General features: G+C 52.4%; 10 protein-coding genes. 8 read left to right on the forward strand and 2 right to left on the reverse strand.

Translation table 11 applies throughout. The annotated features are described in order from the left end of the window. Positions 1 to 438 precede the first annotated feature (438 nt). From C5Y96_RS02725 to C5Y96_RS02755, 7 genes are all read left to right on the forward strand, one after another. Positions 439 to 966 (forward strand): sigma-70 family RNA polymerase sigma factor, encoded by a 528-nt coding sequence (locus C5Y96_RS02725; protein ID WP_105350001.1) that lies wholly within the window; start codon positions 439 to 441, stop codon positions 964 to 966. Then, a complete protein-coding gene (locus tag C5Y96_RS02730) occupies positions 963 to 2,636 on the forward strand; it encodes a FecR domain-containing protein (protein WP_105350002.1) in 1,674 nt (557 codons plus the stop codon). The genes C5Y96_RS02725 and C5Y96_RS02730 overlap by 4 nt, the downstream gene beginning before the upstream one ends. A 161-nt stretch (positions 2,637 to 2,797) precedes the next feature. Continuing rightward, complete coding sequence (locus tag C5Y96_RS02735) at positions 2,798 to 3,733, forward strand: DUF1559 domain-containing protein (protein ID WP_105350003.1); 936 nt, start codon at positions 2,798 to 2,800, stop codon at positions 3,731 to 3,733. A gap of 75 nt (positions 3,734 to 3,808) precedes the next feature. Further along, a complete protein-coding gene (locus C5Y96_RS02740; protein ID WP_233198744.1) occupies positions 3,809 to 4,240 on the forward strand; it encodes a hypothetical protein in 432 nt (143 codons plus the stop codon). 68 nt (positions 4,241 to 4,308) lie between these two features. Next, positions 4,309 to 8,031, forward strand: a complete 3,723-nt coding sequence (locus tag C5Y96_RS02745) for a DUF1553 domain-containing protein (RefSeq protein WP_105350004.1) — start codon at positions 4,309 to 4,311, stop codon at positions 8,029 to 8,031. 124 nt (positions 8,032 to 8,155) lie between these two features. Then, on the forward strand, positions 8,156 to 9,382 hold the full coding sequence (locus C5Y96_RS02750) for a DUF1501 domain-containing protein (protein WP_233198805.1): 1,227 nt from the start codon (positions 8,156 to 8,158) through the stop codon (positions 9,380 to 9,382). A 141-nt stretch (positions 9,383 to 9,523) separates the two neighbouring features. Next, positions 9,524 to 10,804, forward strand: a complete 1,281-nt coding sequence (locus C5Y96_RS02755; RefSeq protein WP_105350006.1) for an SGNH/GDSL hydrolase family protein — start codon at positions 9,524 to 9,526, stop codon at positions 10,802 to 10,804. 73 nt (positions 10,805 to 10,877) lie between these two features. Here the strand turns inward: C5Y96_RS02755 and C5Y96_RS02760 are convergent, their stop codons facing one another. Beyond that, a complete protein-coding gene (locus C5Y96_RS02760; protein ID WP_105350007.1) occupies positions 10,878 to 14,267 on the reverse strand; it encodes an efflux RND transporter permease subunit in 3,390 nt (1,129 codons plus the stop codon). A 64-nt stretch (positions 14,268 to 14,331) separates the two neighbouring features. Next, on the reverse strand, positions 14,332 to 15,525 hold the full coding sequence (locus C5Y96_RS02765) for an efflux RND transporter periplasmic adaptor subunit (RefSeq protein ID WP_158261060.1): 1,194 nt from the start codon (positions 15,523 to 15,525) through the stop codon (positions 14,332 to 14,334). 538 nt (positions 15,526 to 16,063) lie between these two features. Here C5Y96_RS02765 and C5Y96_RS02770 point away from each other — a divergent pair. Further along, positions 16,064 to 17,866 (forward strand): hypothetical protein, encoded by a 1,803-nt coding sequence (locus tag C5Y96_RS02770; protein ID WP_105350009.1) that lies wholly within the window; start codon positions 16,064 to 16,066, stop codon positions 17,864 to 17,866. Positions 17,867 to 17,906: the final 40 nt, after the last annotated feature.

Below are 17,906 nucleotides of genomic sequence, written 5' to 3' on the forward strand. Positions count from 1 at the left end.
AAATAAGATAGTCGTCAGGGGTAGTGGTAGACTGTAAGTTGTTATATTTAAAGAGCTTGTGTTGTCTATTGCCCTTGGGGGTGTTCCTGGCTCATCTGCCGTCAAGCATCACTTGCTACGCTGCAATCGCATCACTGCCATGTTAATGATAGGTAAACGCTGTTGTGGTCGTGCAGTGTGTTCCTTGGCATTGAAGACCATTTCTTGGCCAAGCCATATCGATGAAGAGTCTCAAGAGAATGCCAAGTCTGGATCCGCACGCTTAGAATCGGGCAGATTTCTGTAGTGGCTGCGGATTGCGTAAGTTGTTTGTTGAAAAGGGCTTGCGTTCGTCTTTGTGGTGAATTTGAACTGGGAAAGTATAAGTTTCACAATTTTCTGGCGAGAATTGGTTGGTTTAAGGATGACTCTCATGTGTAAGGCCAAGGCGGAGCTCACGTGACATTCACCAAAAAGAATGAAGAGTTTGTTCGTTTGTATGCCAAGGACGAAGGTCGCTTGCGGCGATATGTTTGCGCACTGGTTCCAGTGATGGCTGACGTAGACGACATTCTCCAAGAAACGGCAATTGCCCTGATGCGGAAGTTCGACCAATTCGATTCGACGCAACCATTCTTCAATTGGGCATGCCGTTTTGCCTTGTACGAGGTCTTGCAGCATCGAAAGCGTGCCAAGACGCGAAGGCGTCATTTTTCGGAGGAAGTGGTCGAGGCGATCGCAGCCGAATACCAGCAACATCAGCAGTTGTCGGAACGGCGAAAAGCGGCCCTCGCCGGATGTCTGCATAAGTTAGAGGACCAAGATCGACGTTTGGTTGAAATGCGATACTTCAGTGACGAGACCGTTGAGAGTTTGGCACAGAGAATTGAAGAGCCTGTGGCAAAGCTCTATCGTTCTTTGGCTCGAATCCGATACTTGCTGGCTGTCTGCGTTCGTAAATCGCTTGCTGCGGAGGGTACACTGTGAGTGAAGCCAATAGCAATGGCAATCGCCAAATGAGCGATTTGATCACCGCATTGATCGATGGCTCGATTACCGATGAGCAGTTTCTTGGGCTCGACCAGTTGCTAAAAGAAGATCCGACAGCAAGGCAACTCTATTTAGATGCTTTGCAAATTCACGAGGATCTACCTGAAGTTGTATTCTCTGTGAATCAAGAGTCCTTGTCGGAACTCGCATCACGAGATGGTGAAGCAAACAGCACTCGTGGTTCAGGCGTAGCCCTTTGGCAATCGGGACTGGCAATTGCCATCTTGTTGCCGATCGCGTTCCTGATCGGAGCGATGCTTCCTCTGGGGCCAAGGCCTGTCGCGCAAGACTCAGGTTCCCAAAAGACTCGCTCTCAGCCAACAACACATAGTCAGAGGATCGACGGCGTGCAATTCGCCAACCTGGCCCACGCTCGATTCTTCGGTGAGATGCCTCCGAAGATTTATTCTTCTCCGATACAGCAGCGTGACTATGTATTGATGGAGGGCATGGTCGAGCTCGCTTTTGAAAAGGGGGCGTCTGCAATTATCGAAGGCCCGGCTGTCTTTCGAATTGAATCTAACGAGAAATTAGCCCTCGATATTGGCCGTTGCAGTGTCCATGCTCCTGAAGGTGCCGAGGGCTTTCAGGTAGAGACACCGGAAGTGAATGTTATCGATCGTGGTACGCGATTCTCAGTTGTTGTGCTGGAAGATAATGCTACTGAAGTGCAAGTTATTGAAGGGGCAGCTGACATCTACGGAAAGGAAAGGGCGGTAAAAACGAATGTCGAAAGCGAGGCATCCGGATTGCGCCTTAGCTCCTCAGATGCCCGTCGGTTTTCCTACGAGGACCCGCAGGTAGCAGTCTCCGTTCCTTTTAAGGTTGAGCAATACACGCGGCATCTGCCAGATCGAGTTGTCGCTTACGAAGCGGCGATGTCAAGCGATGGCCGTGCCGGCGAGTTGGTTGGCGTTGAGGTTCAGCGCGGTGGTGAGCGGTATCACTATACGGTGGAAGACCTCATCGGTTCTCAGATCACGCATTTCCATGCTCAGGACAGCCACGGCTATTTGATCGGAGATAAACAGTTACCGGAAGTTCATTCCAGCTTCGCTTCGGACCGAAGCATCCGCACCGGTGCTATCAACATTGGCGGAAGTCGGCAGCCATTAGATGCGAGTCCCAACCTGGCTGTTAATGAAGAAGCAGGGCAATACGGTACGCCTGGCATGGCGATCCGTTTTGATCGCCCTGTGAAGAACGGTCCCGGAGCGGACGTTGTTTTCTTTGAGCTTCAAATGTTTTCGAACCCGCTTGTAGGCGATGCCTTTCATGTGAGCCCGCTCGATTTTCGAGAGGGCTTGCATTCGCATACGGTGACTTCCTACGACCTTACCTTGGAGTCACCGGAAGCGTTGCAAGTGCAAACGCTGTTCCTGCAGAAGTTTGAGCAAGTGCCCCGGTCCCTGGCCCAATTAGAAAAATTTGAATCGATACCCGTCGTTCAGGCCGTCAAGTTTCACGCAATTGCAGTAGGAATTGACCTTTCCGACCTAGGCTATGAAGACGGGGCAATTGTCGACGGATTGTTTTTTCAGGATGCCCTGAATGACGATGACATCGTCGATCCAACCTTCATTGCTGGTCTGCCGGAGGTCGAGTAATCACTGAAACGCCCAGCTTTTACCTGAGACATCCTTATCCTCCCTTGCCCCATCAAAGTATGGCCTTACGGCAGAAGGCCAACCACATTCCTTATTTGTTTTTGGCCAGCCCTTAATTCCTTGAACTCATTTCATTTATCTCTTCACGAAAGTCACCCTTTATGCATCCATCATTTTCACGGTCACGTCAGCCAGGATTTACGCTTGTCGAGTTGCTGGTTGTTATCGCAATCATCGGAATACTTATCGCTCTCTTGCTGCCGGCCGTGCAACAGGCCCGCGAGGCAGCTCGTCGTATGCAATGCTCGAACAATCTGAAGCAGATGGGATTGGCTTGTCATAATTATATGGATATCAGTCAGGGGAGCTTCCCGCCTGGTTCCTATTACAAGCTGCAGTCTGGCCAGTGGAATTCACATGGTTGGGCCGTGGCTATCTTACCGTTCATTGAGCAGAACGCTTTGTATGATCAGTACGACTTTTCACAGAATCCCTTAGGGACCGCCCATCAAGATATCCGTCGAACGGTCATCGATGGGTACATCTGTCCGAGTTTCAATGGAGCTTCGAAGAATACGTCGAGTTCGCTGTTTTCCGACGGGGCACTGCTTACCTACCAAGGGGTTGCTGGCGTCTACTTCAACGACCCGGCCCGTGATCAAAACCTGCCGGGCAATGCCGGGCATGGGATGATCACGTCCAACGGTGTCTTCCGGATCAATGGCGAGCGTCGCGCTGCCGATATTGTCGACGGTTTAAGTAATACGATCATGATTGGTGATTACACGCACAGTGATCGTACAGGCGTCAATAGCGGGTTTCCCGGCAACGTGCGAGTCTGGATCGCGGGAACGACCAGTACCGTCAATGGTGCTCTTTACAACGTGAAGATCATTTACGAGGACACGATCAACTCGCGCCGTGATCGAAATGATGGGATTGCGTTCAACCACTTACCATTTACCAGTAAACACCCCGGTGGTGCCAATTTTGTGGCGGCCGACGGCAGTGTTCATTTCCTACCTGAGACCATCAACTTTGACGTCTACAGAGCGGTTGCCACGATTAATGGTGGTGAAACCCACTCCATTCCTTAGACCTTCCTTACAAGTAATAACCCAAAGCTGAGAATTTCGTCATCGCACCCCCGTTGATGACTTTTGGAGATTGATATGCGCTTCTTTAGTTTACTGTTAATGGCTTCGGCTAGTGTGATGCTCTGCTCCGGATGCTTCGGACAGAAAGGGCTGGAGACAGCACCTGTATCGGGAGTTGTCACCTACAACGGCAAGCCACTTCCATATGGCCGGGTAAGCTTCCGGCCTGAAGCAGGCTCCCCGGCAACCGGAGCGATCCAATCGGATGGTAGCTTTTCGCTGTCGACATACGGAAACGGTGACGGAGCCATTGTTGGAACGCATCAAGTATCGATCACCGCAACCGAAGCCGATGCAGGCACCATGGCCGAGGCCGCTGCGAATACCGAAATGGCGGTTCCCAAGTCATTGATTCCGAAGAAGTACACCAGTTTTTCCACCAGCGAACTCACAGCTGAGGTCGTCGCTCGTGGTGACAATAAATTCACGCTTGAACTTAGAGACTGACGCCTGCCTTTCCACTTTTTGCCCACCAATCACCTCCCACCATGATGACGATTTAGGAAGGCCATCCTATGAATCTTATCCGTCCAATCTTGATTCCGTGTTTGCTACTGGCGACATGGAGCTTGCCTTTTGCGATCGCGGAAGAGCCCGCTGCGAGTTGGGAATTTGGGACTGAAGAGGAGACGCCGCTTAGATCTGTGGGCGGAGTCCATCGCGACGTACCCGGCCCCAGGCCGCCGAGTTTTCCCGACTTTGCTGTCAATAACACGGCTGTTGAATTTGATGGCAGTGGAGCGAGATTCGTTTTCTCCGACCCCGGTAAGCTCAGTCCATTCGATTTCACCAACGGCGATGAAATTACCCTGGAGGCGTGGGTTAATATCCGTGAACTGGGTGAGGGGGATAACACCTATGTGATTGGCAAAGGGAGAACGAATCGAGCAGGCTTTGCACGTGACAATCAGAACTGGGCTCTTCGTATTCGACGTCTTGATGGCAAGGCATGCGTGAGTTTCCTGTTCGCTACCCCAAGCACCACGGGAGACCAAAAGCATTGGCATCGCTGGACATCACGCGAAGGGTTTGTCCCTCGCAGTGGTTGGCATCATGTCGCGGCAACTTATCGATTTGGCGAGCCTAAGAGCGTTGGTACATGGATCGACGGGCAGAAGGTCGACGGCTTCTGGGATATGGGTGGTCCGACAGAGGACGCTCCCGTTGTCGACGATGATGAAATCTGGATTGGTTCCTCGATGGGAGGTGCATCGACGGCGAGCTTCCGAGGTGGGCTCGACTCGATTGCCATTCATCGCGAGATTCTTAGTGACGAAACGATCCAGAAGCGTTTTCGCTACGAGGGCAAGCGAACGATTATCGGTCCGGCACCAGAAACCATGCCTGCTCTCGGTTATATCGCTCCGAACGAGATTCAAGTCACATTTCATGAGGACTTTCCTGCCCATGATCGCTGGCTGATGACGGACGAGAGCTTCCCGGAAGTTGCCGCACGATGGACTGGCAAGTCGTTCTTGCTTGACCAGCTTCCCCTGAAATATGACGATTGGGGAATTCGTACGGCCTGGAAGGCACCAGTTGTTATACGGATGGCAGGCAACGTGATGCTACCGCAAGGCGACCACACGCTGCTTCTGCGGGCCCGAAGTATGTCGCGGGTATGGGTCGACGGTAAACTGATTGCGAAAACCGAACCTCTTTCGGGTTCTCCCGATGGCGAAGAGCCGATTACGCCTGTAGCAGAGCCGCCTGCACCGGGGCATCGAGCGAAGTGGCATCGTTGCCAGGAAGTGAAAGAGCGTATTTCCATTGAGAAATCAGGCCCTGTTCGCGTGGTCGTGGAAGCAATCGCCGGTGGCAAGCGTTTCCGAGCTGAGCCTGGCGAACTGACGGTGGCTATCAGCACCGACGGCGAAGAGACCTTCTCGGTATTGCGACCGTTAAATCTTGCGAGTGATCCGCTGCCTTTGATCGACGCCGCTGTCGAAGCAGAGCTTGATCAAATTTCAGCGTCCATGACAAAACTCAATGACCACACTCGCCATGTCGCAGCAGCGATTGAAGATCAACGCTGGACGCAGCGTCACAAGATGGGACGAGACTGGGTAGCCTCATATCCGCAGCCAAGCGTTCCGAAAACTTTGCCAGCTATAAAGCACCCGGTGGATGCGTTTATCGTCGCTCGACTCGATGAAGTCAAAGCAGCTAGAAGTGATTCGCCCATGGCCGAATCGGATCATTTTCATTCGAAGGTGTTACCCATTCTTCGTAGTGAGTGTTTTCGCTGTCATGGCGATAAAGACAAAGGTGGTCTTTCGCTGAACGACCGTGAGCTGGCCGTGATGGGAGGTTTCTCAGGCGAGCCAGCTATTTCGCCAGGCGATCCGCATGCCAGCGCGATGATCACGCGGATGCGAAGTAAGGACGAAGAGACGAGGATGCCACCAACTGGCAAGCCTGTTTCGGAAGAGAAGATCCAGATTATCGAGAAGTGGATTGCCGATGGAGCGAAGTGGCCACAGCCGTCACTCGCTGCAGACCGTACGACACGTTCCCCGATCGTGAATGACGCTACATTCATCCGGCGAGCTTTTCTCGATACGGTTGGTGTCGTCCCTTCTGAGGCCGACGTGACTGCGTTCTTAAACGACGAATCTCCTGATAAACGCGAAAAGCTGATCGATCAGTTGCTCGCCGACCCGCGTTGGGCGGATCACTGGGTCAGCTACTGGCAGGATCTTCTTGCGGAAAATCCGACGATGATCAACGCGACACTCAATGCGACGGGACCGTTTCGCTGGTTCCTGTACGACTCGCTTGTCGATGACAAGGGAGTCGATCGAATGGTCACCGAATTGATGATGATGCGTGGTAGTGCACCGGAAGGGGGTAGTGCTGGTTTTGCTCAGGCAGCCCAGAATGACTCTCCATTCGCAGCCAAGGGACATGTCGTAGCGAGCGCGTTTCTAGGAGTCGAGATGCAATGTGCTCGCTGTCACGACTCTCCCTATCATTCCACGACCCAGCGTGATCTGTACTCGCTTGCGGCCATGTTTGCTCGGAAATCGGTGACGGTGCCTACGTCGAGTACCGTGCCTCCAGGGTTTTTTGAGGCCAAAGAGCGAGAGTCTTTGATTAAGGTAACCTTGAAGCCAGGGGAACCCGTGACACCGACTTGGCCTTTCGCAAAACTGACAGGGGCAGATGACGACGAGCAGTTGTGGAGTTTGATGCAAAACAAGGACGATAGCCGCGAGAAACTAGCGACGTTAATCACGGCCCCGCAGAACACACGTTTCGCACAGGTGATTACCAATCGCGTATGGCGTCGCCTGATCGGTGCCGGCATTGTCGAACTTCCGCAAGACTGGGAAGGGAATCCGCCAAGTCATCCAGAACTGCTCGAGTGGTTGGCGAAAGAACTCGTTGCAAACGACTATGACATTAAACACCTGGTTAAGGTGATCATGACGTCGGATCTGTATCAGCAAGAGGCGATTGGCGAAAATCTGAGTGCTGAACCTGCCCAGCGGCTGTTCAATGCACCAGAGCGTCGCCGGATGACGGCCGAGCAAATTGTCGACTCGCTATACGTTGCAACGGGACAAGATATGGATGTCGAAACGATGACGATCGATCCTGACGGTCGTCGTGCGGCAAGTAGCCGGAACAACTTTGGGACGCCGCATCGCAGTTGGATGTTCGTGAGCCTCTCCAACGAGCGAGATCGACCGAGCCTGACATTTCCCTATGCTGCCATGGTTGCGGAAATGCTTACGGCGTTTGGATGGTCGGCCGATCGCCAGGCACCCAAGACCGATCGTGAAACCGATCCGAATATTCGGCAACCGGCCGTCATGGCAAATAGCAACTTGACAATCAACTTGACAAAAGCATCTAACCATTCGGTTTTGGCTGACTTGGCGGTGGATGCCAAATCGGTTGATGCTTTGATCGATTCCATCTTTCTTCGGCTATTGAGTCGATATCCTACGGATGAGGAACGTTTGTTATTTAATGAACGCCTATCCGAAGGCTTTGAAGACCGACTGGTTCCCGCAAGTGAGATCGTTCAACCAGAACCACGGGAGCGTTTGCCCCAAGTTACATGGTCGAATCATTTGCGATCGGAAGCGAACACGATTCAGCAGGAGCATGCCCAGCGTGTTCGCCAGGGTCCACCTGCTGATCCGCGTCTTAAATCGGACTGGCGCATGCGTTACGAAGACTTCGTGTGGAGTGTCGTCAATCTTAAAGAATTTGTATGGATGCCCTAGAGCAGTTGATGACTCACGAGTTCTTTCAAAGAGAAATACCAAATCCGCTATAAGGATATATAGAATGAATATCTCAGCATTAAACCGACGCGAATTCCTGGCGACTAGTGCCGCAGCTGCGAGCATGGCAGCAACACCGGCATGGGCTTCGTTGGATGGTCCACGTATTCAAGGTCAGGCCGAGCACGTGATTTCGATCTGGCTTGGTGGAGGGATGGGGCAAATCGACACGTTTGATCCTAAACGTAAAGGTGATCCCAGTCAGAAGAAGGCCGGCTCGTACTACGATTCGATTCCTACTGCCGTAGACGGCGTAGAATTGTGCGAGCATCTACCCAAGGTGGCGTCGATCATGGACCGTATCACGGCGGTTCGTACCGTGAATCATTCAGTGATCGACGAGCATGCCGCGGCTACAAACTGGATGCATGTTGGTCGGCCTGTCAGCGGCACGGTCGTGTATCCTTCGCTAGGCTCAATTATCGCGCACGAGCGGGGAGCCGTTTCCGATGCGGCACCACCGTACGTACTGATAGGATACCCAAATAGTTCGCGGGGCCCCGGTTTCTTGGGAGCACAGCATAGCTATCTTTATCTCACCGAGACAGGACGCGGACCGGCTGGCCTTTCTCGTCCCGATGCGATCACGCCTGAGCGACAGTTGCGCCGCGAGAAGTATCTGACGTCTCTGCGTGACGTGCAGCCAGAAACAAGAGATGCGCGCCTGCGCGACTACGAAGCCGCAGCTGAATTGAGCCTTCGCCTGAGTGGGCCGGAGTTCATGAAGAGCTTTGCTCTGGATAGCGAGTCGGCCGAACTGCGGGAAAGCTATGGTGGTGAATTCGGTCAACGTTGCCTTCTTGCCCGTCGACTTGTTCAGCGAGGAGTGCGTTTTATTGAAGTGTCTCACAACCTGAATTTCCTGAACGGGGCGGGGTGGGACGTTCATAATCGAGGTATTCTTGATCAGCATAAGCTGATTCGCGAAATGGACGATGCCGTCGCGGCACTGATTCTCGACTTGGAGAACCAGAAGTTGCTTGATAAAACGCTCGTTGTCATTACGACTGAGTTTGGTCGGCCACCGCAATTCGATGGTGGCGGCGGACGCGGGCATCAAAGCTCGGCATTCACTTGCGTGCTGGCCGGCGGTGGTTTGAAGCATCAAGGCGCGTACGGAGTGACGGATGAGCTTTCGCAGAAGATCGTTTCCGACCCGGTCTCGGTGCCGGACTTCTTTGCGACAATTCACGCTTCGCTGGGAATCGACTACGCAAAGTCCCTTTACGACGGAGACAGGCCCGTGCCGATTACGGACGGTGGGAAGCCGATTGCCGCGTTGTTTGGGTAGTCGATGCTATTCTCGCAGCGATTCCGAAAGATAAGCCCAGGTTTTTAGAGCCTGGGCTTTTTATTGGTTGGCTCGCAAACGTTGTCGGGCGCAATTAGACTAAAGAGCCCTCTGAAAACCTACCTCAACGGAGTTGTCCTCATGAAATCTGCGTTTGCCGCGTTGGCACTCATTCTGGTCGCATTCATACCCACGGTCACATCGGCTGAACCTACCTATCACACTGTTCCAGCAGAGTTAGTAAAGCCTCGTGATGGATTGGGCAATGTGCAAAAAAAGCTGGAATCTGGCGAGACCGTTCGCGTTGCCTATCTCGGAGGATCGATTACGGCAGCCAATGGGTGGCGAGTCAAGACGACTACCTGGTTGAAAGAAAAGTACCCTACGGCAACGATCGAGGAGATCCATGCGGCAATCGGCGGTACTGGCAGCGACTTGGGGGTCTTTCGTTTAGAGCGAGATGCCCTGCAATACAAACCAGACCTCTTGTTTGTTGAATTTGCCGTGAATGATGGTGGTGCCTCGCCGGACCGGATCTGGAAGGCCATGGAAGGGATCGTTCGTCAGACCTGGGCAGCAAATCCGAAGACCGATATCTGCTTTGTCTATACCTTTCGGGTTAATTACGAGGAGCCACTACGTAAAGGTGAATGTCCTCAGGCAGCGTCAGCCATGGAATTGTTAGCCGATCACTATGGGATTCCATCGGTTAACTTCGCGAAGAAGATAGTGGAGCTGGAATCGGACGGCAAACTCACGTTTCAAAGCGATGAGCCTGAAGAAGACAAGATCCAATTCTCTAAAGATGGTGTACATCCCTTAGATGCTGGTCACGAACTCTATACCGAAGTGCTCGCCGACGCGATCCAGCAGATGGCCACAGATGCCCATCCTGCAGATCACCAGGCCAAGCTAAAGACCTCGTTTGTCGAAGATCACTGGCAAGCCGCCAAGATGGTGCCGATTCAACCGGACATGCTTAGCGGAAACTGGAAGGCACTGCCTGAAGAGGCCCAGCTTCAGAAGTCGTTTGGCAAACGTATGGGCCAGATTTACGAAGCGACCGAGCCTGGCAGCAAGCTGACCTTCCGTTTTAAAGGCTCTTCCGCCAAGTTGTACGACTTGCTTGGCCCCGATGGTGGGCAGGTCATTATTTCGGTCGATGGCAAACTTCGCGAAAAGCCTGTGCCTCGGTTTGACAGCTATTGCACGTATCACCGAATTGCGACGCTTTCCCTGGCAGGCGATGTCGACCCAGAGACTGTTCATGAGGTAACGATCGAGGTGCACCCCGATCAACCGGATCGGCAGCCGGTTGCGTTCCGTTTGAAGAATCCGGAGGAAGAGTTAAAGGCACCCAAGTATCAGGGGACCAACGTCCGCGCGAGTCAGATCCTTGTGCTGGGCGATATTGTTCCTTAAGGCTTTGGATGAGTCTATAAAAAACGCCGCTGAGAGGATGTTCCTCTCAGCGGCGTTTCGCATTTAGGCTGGCTTACGATTTAGAAGTTGACTCGTCCGGATGAATCGGAGACAGGCCTTCCTTCTGCAAGAACTTCATCACAACATAGAAGAAAACAGGCGTAAAGATCAGGCCGAACCCGGTTACTCCCAGCATGCCGCTGAATACGGCGACGCCAAGTGCATAGCGCATTTCAGCCCCGGCTCCCTGCCCCCAGAGCAATGGTGCTACGCCCAGGATAAAGGCAAAACTGGTCATGACGATTGGACGCAAGCGGACGATACAAGCTTGAACGGTGGCTTCCAGCAGTGGCTTGTCCTCCTTCTCCATCAAGTCTTTAGCGAACTCAACTACGAGAATCGCGTTCTTGCATGCTAATCCGACTAACACAACAAAGCCGATCTGCACGAAGATGTTAAGAGCCATGTGTGCGATTATCACACCAGTTAATGCAGCAAGCACGCACATGGGCACTACCAGGATGATCGTGACCGGCAGTTCCCAGCTTTCGTAAAGTGCGGCCAGGATCAAGTAAACCAAGATCACGGCACCAATCAGTGCCGAGATCGGATTCTGCAACACATCTTTGAAGGATTGAAACTGGCTGGCTTGTTCCTGCAAGAACGAGATTTCTGTCCATTCGGCTTCCATTGAAGCAGGCAGCTCTTGAGCGGCAAGGTCATTCATCATCGTAAGAACTTCGCCGGTACTGACGATCGGTACGTTGACACCGTTGATGGCTGCAGCAGGAAAATTGTTATAGCGATTGATAAACATCGGTCCGGTGCTGTCTTCAATGGTGCAAAGAGTACCTAAAGGAACCATTTCTCCGGTCACACTCTTCACTTTGAACTGCCGGACTGTTTCGGCACTGACGCGAAATTCTGAGTCGGCCTGAACGTTTACTTGCCACGTTCGCCCAAAGCGATTGAAGTCGTTGACATAGTATCCACCCATGTAGACTTGAAGCGCGTCGAAGACGGCGTCAAGCTCAACCCCCATGCTCTTACACTTCTCGCGATCAATGTCGACGAACAGTTGTGGTGTATTCGCGCGGAAAGTGCTGAATGCTACGACGATGCCGCGTTGTTCCAAAGCTAGATTGGCCAGCCGATCTGCTTGGGCTTGCAGCACCGCATAGCCATTGTCTCCACGGTCTTCGACCATCAATTTGAAGCCGCCAGCATTGCCCAAACCATTGATAGGTGGGGCTTCGAAGACCGATACTCGCGCCTCTTGGATCTCGCTAAACCTTTTTCGGAGTTCCGTCGCGATATACTCGGACGTGGTTTCTTTGCTGGTTCGTTCCGAGAAAGGGGCTAGGGAAAAGAAGCCTCCGCCAAGATTGGAACTGACCGCGTTTTGTACAAAGGACTGTCCCGATACGTCGACCACGTGGGCGATGCCAGGGGTTTCCATGGCAATCTTCTCGACTAGGGTCATGACCTTATCGGTTCGTTCTCGCGATGCAGAATCAGGAAGTTGAACATCGAAGACGAGGTAGCCTTGGTCCTGGACTGGAATGAAGCCTGCCGGCACCATGTTGAAACCGTAGCCAGTAAGTCCAATCAGCCCAACGTAAACAACGATAGCCACCGCACTGATACGCAGCAGTGAAGCAATTCCCCGACCGTAGAGATTAGTTGCCCAGTCAAACGCCCGGTTAAAGACACCGAAAACGGCCGCCAAGGCACGATTTACCGTGTGGGAAAGCAGATAACCAACGACGGTGCCAGGGACGAAGATCGCGGCCTGCATCCATAAGGCCATTCCCTTTTCGCCATGTGCAGCGGAACCGCCAAGGAAAGTGCTTCCTAGCCAAACAAACAGGACACCTCCCAGCGCGGCAATGCCCCACCAAGGGAGCGCTTCGCGATGCTTTGTGTGGTATTCGCCTGGCTTCGGATCGCGGAAGATCGACGTCGCTCGCGCCGGAGTCATGGTCATCGCGTTCATGGCCGAAATCAACATGGCGGCTGCGATGGTCAAGGCAAACTGCCGGAAGAACTGCCCGGTGACCCCTCCCAAAAATGCGCTGGGAAAGAAAACGCTGCTGAGCACAAGCGTGATGGCAATGATTGGTCCTGTGATCTCTTCCATCGCGTGAATGGTAGCGTCGCGTACCTTATAGCCCATGCCGATCCATCGCTCAATGTTTTCAAGCACCACGATGGCATCATCCACAACAATGCCAATGGCAAGCACCAATCCGAACAGGGTCAGGTTATTGAGCGTAAAGCCCATCATGGCCATGATCGCGAACGTACCGATGAGCGAAACGCCCACATCGATCAGCGGTAGCATCACGGCTTTCCAGTCCTGCAGAAAGAAGAGTACGACGATGGCAACCAGGATGATGGCATCACGTAGGGTTTTGAAGACCTCTTCGACCGACTGTTCAATGAACGGTGTGGTATCGTAGCCGATCTCATACTTCAAACCAGGTGGAAACCTTTCTTTTAATTCTTCCATCTTGCGTTTCACTCGCTCCCCCACATCAAGTGCATTGGAGCCGGGCAATTGGAAGATACCGATACCGGCAGAAGGCTTTTGGTCGAAACGACAGATCGTATTTAAGTTTTTGGCACCCAGTTCTACGCGCCCAATGTCGCGAATTCGTGTGATTTGGCCATCGCTACCTGTTTTAACAACGATGTCCTCGAATTGCTCTGGTGTTCTCAATCGTCCTAGGGTTGTCATCGTCAACTGCATTTCCTGTCCAGGAGGAACAGGCGGCTGGCCGATTTGTCCGGCGGCAACCTGGACATTCTGTTCCTTCAGGGAAGCAACCACTTCTCCCGCGGACATGCTGCGTGATGCCAACGCATTGGGATTGAGCCAGACTCGCATGCTGTAATCTTGCTGGCCAAGAATCCCCACGTCGCCAACTCCATCGAGGCTGGCTAGTTGATCGCGGATTTGAATCGTTGCGTAGTTGCTCAGGTAAAGATTATCCAGCAGCGGCTCGCCGGTTTTAGGATCGTCGTCTGAGAAGAGATTCACCGCGAGCAAGATATTAGGAGACTTCTTCTTTGTGGTCACCCCAGTTGCTTTGACCACGTCGGGTAAAAGAGGCGTGGCTTGAGCGACGCGGTTCTGGACCAGGACCTGGGCCATGTCCAGATCGGTTCCCAGGGCGAATGTGACGGTTAACGTGTAGCTTCCATCACTGGCCGACTGAGACGACATGTATAGTGCGTCTTCGACACCGACGACCTGTTGTTCAATTGGAGCTGCCACTGTTTCAGCGACGACATCCGCACTCGCGCCAGGGTATTGGCACGTTACAGAGACAGTCGGCGGGGCGATTTCGGGATATTGAGCAATTGGCAATATCCATACGCAGATCGTGCCTGCCAAGACGATGATAATGGAGATAACCCAGGCAAAGATGGGGCGGTCGATGAAAAAGCGAGCCAGCACGTTGCAATCTTTCGTCGGTGTTATTTGGCGATCAAACGAATGAATTTGAAGTAATTTTTAAGAGCTACCGGGCACTGGATGGGGATGGCTGGTTCGTCTGATTGTCAGGTTGCTGCTGCGGCGGATTGGGCATCGGGCTATCGTTTGAACTTACGGAACGAAGTACGGTGCGATTGATCGGAGGAGGCTCTGGCATGGTCGTTTCCTGCGGCTTAACCGGTTTGCCTGGTCGTACTAACAGTAATCCATTGACAATGACTTTCTCCCCTTCAGAAAGCCCCTTTTGAATAACACGTAGTGGCCCCTGCTTGGTTCCCAGTTGAACGCTACGGCGCTCGGCGGTACCATCTTTGCCCAGTACGTATACATATCGATCACTCTGATCGGCACCGATCGAGCCCTCGGGAACTAGCACGGCATCGTAAGGGGCTTTGGCGGCAACCTTGATTCGTACGAAAAAACCTGGGCGGAGCATACCGGCAGCGTTCGGAATAACAGCTCGAACCGTCAGCGTACCAGAGCCTGCGTTGACTTGATTCGAGCCGAAATCTATCGTGCCAAGTTCTGGGTATTCCGAGCCATCAGCAAGATAAACTTGGACCGGAATTTTCAGATCACGTAGTGAGCCATGAATGCGCGAACTGGATTCAGAGTCGTGCCGATGCATGTAGCTCAACAAAGCGAGTTCGTCGACGTCGAAATAGGCATAGACGGGGTCGATGGAAACGATGGTGGTAAGGAGCGTTGGCTGGCCAACGCCACTCTGGATAAGGTTTCCATCGGTGACATAGGTCCGATCAATACGCCCGCTGATTGCCGCATTGATTGTGCAGTAATCGAGATCGACCTTTCGAGCGGCAATTTCTGAATCGGCTGCCGCAACCTGGGCAGCGGTCTCGTTTGCGGCGGCGACACTTTCATCGAATAGTTCTTGACTTACCGCTCCGCTTCCAACCAGTTTCTTATTTCGAGCCAAGGTTGCTTGGGCTAATTCGTTCTTAGCGATGTATAGATTCTTCTGAGAAACGGCCTGATCATATTCGGCCTGATAGGTTCGCTTATCAATCTCGAATAGCAAGTCACCTTCTTTGACGACCGCTCCGTCTTGGAAAGCAACATTCTGGAGGTAACCAGATACCTTGGCATATACATCGACAGAAGAGACCGCTTCGATGTGGCCTGTGTACTCGCTTAGATCGACAACCTGGCGTTTGATTGCCGGTGCCACGGTCACATTCGGAGGTTCGGCCTTGGGCATTTCTCGCCTTCGCCCGCAACCGATAGCGATAAGAAGGGTAAACGACAAAATGATTGTCGGGTGAAGCACGGTCCGCTTCATTATCTCTGCTTCCTGTTGCTAGTCCTGTTGAAATGCACGCGATGACGACTAACGTGTCTTGTGTCACCGAGGCCGGTCTTGTTGCCTCAATTCTTGTTGAAACATGTTTGCCTTTATACCGTGCTGACATTCCGATTACACGTGCAGATTGGAACGACACATTCGAGAAACTTGGAAGTGCCCTGAAATTTAGCCATCGAGCTCACCGTTCGCCTTGTTGCGTGTGATCAGATCCATCTTTTCATATCTGCGAAGCTGGGGTAGTCTATGTGATCTAGGGGGATAGTGACGACTGAATTCCCATCCAGTTTGTGAAGTGGCTTGCATTCGAAGAACCTGGTTAAGGCTTTTAGTGTTGGGGTTTTGCTTCTTTCGGCAGTCGGTTCTCTTGATTTAAATCGCTCAATATTTCCCGAAAGCGGTGAATCTGAGTTTAGCAAGGCAAGGTAAGTTTCGAATGGATTCGGATTCTTCAAGTAAGACGGAACAGGTTTCTGCTCGTAGCATTCTTGCCGTGTTTGTGATTACTGCGCTGCTGGGGACGGCGATTGCTTATTTTGTCCTTTGTATTGCCGCATATAGTCGGTATTGCAACGAGTGGAGTGGCATGCTTCTTCCTGGCTACCGCTTTGGAATGCCACAGCGATTGTTGGATGAGGGGGTCTACCCTGTCCATGAAATTGGATGGGACGGTCAGTTCTATTACATTCAGGCAAATTACTTAAATCCTGTCCCTGAGGCTTACGATCATATTCCGGATTTGTCCTACCGATATCAGAGAATTGGATTGCCACTTGTTGCGGCGGTATTCAGTTGGATGATTGGTAGCGACTACGTTTCTCCGCACACCTATTTGTTTGCCTCGCTGCCGTTTGTTGGGCTGGGAATGGGAGCCCTTGCGGCTTGGTTGTTTGCTCATCGCTATTCTCCACTCTGGTGCCTTGGTTGGGCGGCCAATGTGGGAATACCAATCTGCCTTTTGCACGGTCAGCCCGACCCCTTGGCCGACGCGTTGTTCATTCTGGCGATGTTGGCATTGATTCGAGGTATGCCCTTAGCGTATGCCGCAGCTGCGAGTTTGATGTGTTTGACTCGCGAGCCCTATTTTGCAATCGCCGGAGCCGTTTTCGCCGCATCCGTGGCGGGTATGGTTCCCTGGAAAGGTAATCCCGAAACGGGAGGATGGGTGATTGCGATTTTGCGTGCAATCGGTCTTCAGCGGTTGGCTGATTGGTTGATGGTTACCCCTGAAGTTGAGCAGCAGTCGACCATTCTTAGTGGTCGGCCAAGTGCCTGGAATTTCTGGGCGTATCGGACGCCAATATGGCAGCTGTTGATCTTGCTGGTTCCTTGCGTGGTCTTTCTGGCATGGCAAGTCTACTTGCGGTCGGTATTTGGTCATACCGGTTCCGAAGCGGCAGGAGGCGTCATACTTGATATTCCGTTTTATGCATTCTTCAAATCTTCCATGAAGGCTCCCGACTTCGTACTCAGGCCGTTTTACTTCGCGACTCTGATTATGGGATTTATCGTGCTCTGGAGCGTACGGCGTAAGCTGTCTATGTCGCTGATTATCCTGCCATACTTCTGCGTCTTGTCGATGATGTCGGAGATCGTGTGGATTGATCTCAGCGGTTACTCGAAAGCCATGGGAACGGTATTGGCTGCCGCAGTGATTTGCCTTCCGCTGGTGGGTAAAAAGATGTACTACGCGGTCGGGTTGCTCTTGGTATTGAGCGTACTGACTTACACCCAGTGCTTTAAGCTTGTCTACGGTCCGGTCGATTTGATCGGCATTCCTGATTACCAGGTGGTGAATCTTGATATGCAAGATACCCAGCCTGTGTTAGCAGCCCCCAAGTGTACGATCGAAGTCGATCAAAATGAACTCCTGAAGCATGCCTCTGATATGAACGGAGTTTATCGCTTTGAACTGGGTGGAAGACGCTATCCGCAAACGTACTTTACTGTACCCGTGACAGTAACAAATGAGGGTACGGAAACCTGGGAGCATTCCAGACAGAACGCGATTCAAATCGTGCCAGGTTGGTACAAAGAGGGTGAGCTTCCCAGTTGGAAGCCAGCAACCGATGTGCCTAACAAGGTAGCGCCAGGTGAATCGTTCACCCGCGAGGTACCGATCTTGCTTCCACGTAGCCCAGGTGATTTCACCTTGCGAATCACGCTACGACAATTGGGACAATTCTCGTTCGACGAAAAAGGTAAAGACTACGTCGATATTCCAATCTCTTACCGCTAGGTAAACAGTGCGATCACCTGGTGGTTAAGCGGCAGATAGT

Origin of the sequence: Blastopirellula marina, assembly GCF_002967715.1 — a bacterium.
GTDB classification, from domain to species: Bacteria; Planctomycetota; Planctomycetia; order Pirellulales; family Pirellulaceae; genus Bremerella; species Bremerella marina_B.

What these genes read in the sequence shown, in the direction of transcription:
- C5Y96_RS02735 (WP_105350003.1), top strand. Translation starts at nt 2,798, where the DNA reads ATGCATCCATCATTTTCACGGTCACGTCAGCCAGGATTTACGCTTGTC.
- C5Y96_RS02755 (WP_105350006.1), top strand. Translation starts at nt 9,524, where the DNA reads ATGAAATCTGCGTTTGCCGCGTTGGCACTCATTCTGGTCGCATTCATA.
- C5Y96_RS02770 (WP_105350009.1), top strand. Translation starts at nt 16,064, where the DNA reads ATGGATTCGGATTCTTCAAGTAAGACGGAACAGGTTTCTGCTCGTAGC.
- C5Y96_RS02765 (WP_158261060.1), bottom strand. Translation starts at nt 15,525, where the DNA reads ATGCCCAAGGCCGAACCTCCGAATGTGACCGTGGCACCGGCAATCAAA.
- C5Y96_RS02750 (WP_233198805.1), top strand. Translation starts at nt 8,156, where the DNA reads ATGGCAGCAACACCGGCATGGGCTTCGTTGGATGGTCCACGTATTCAA.
- C5Y96_RS02745 (WP_105350004.1), top strand. Translation starts at nt 4,309, where the DNA reads ATGAATCTTATCCGTCCAATCTTGATTCCGTGTTTGCTACTGGCGACA.
- C5Y96_RS02740 (WP_233198744.1), top strand. Translation starts at nt 3,809, where the DNA reads ATGCGCTTCTTTAGTTTACTGTTAATGGCTTCGGCTAGTGTGATGCTC.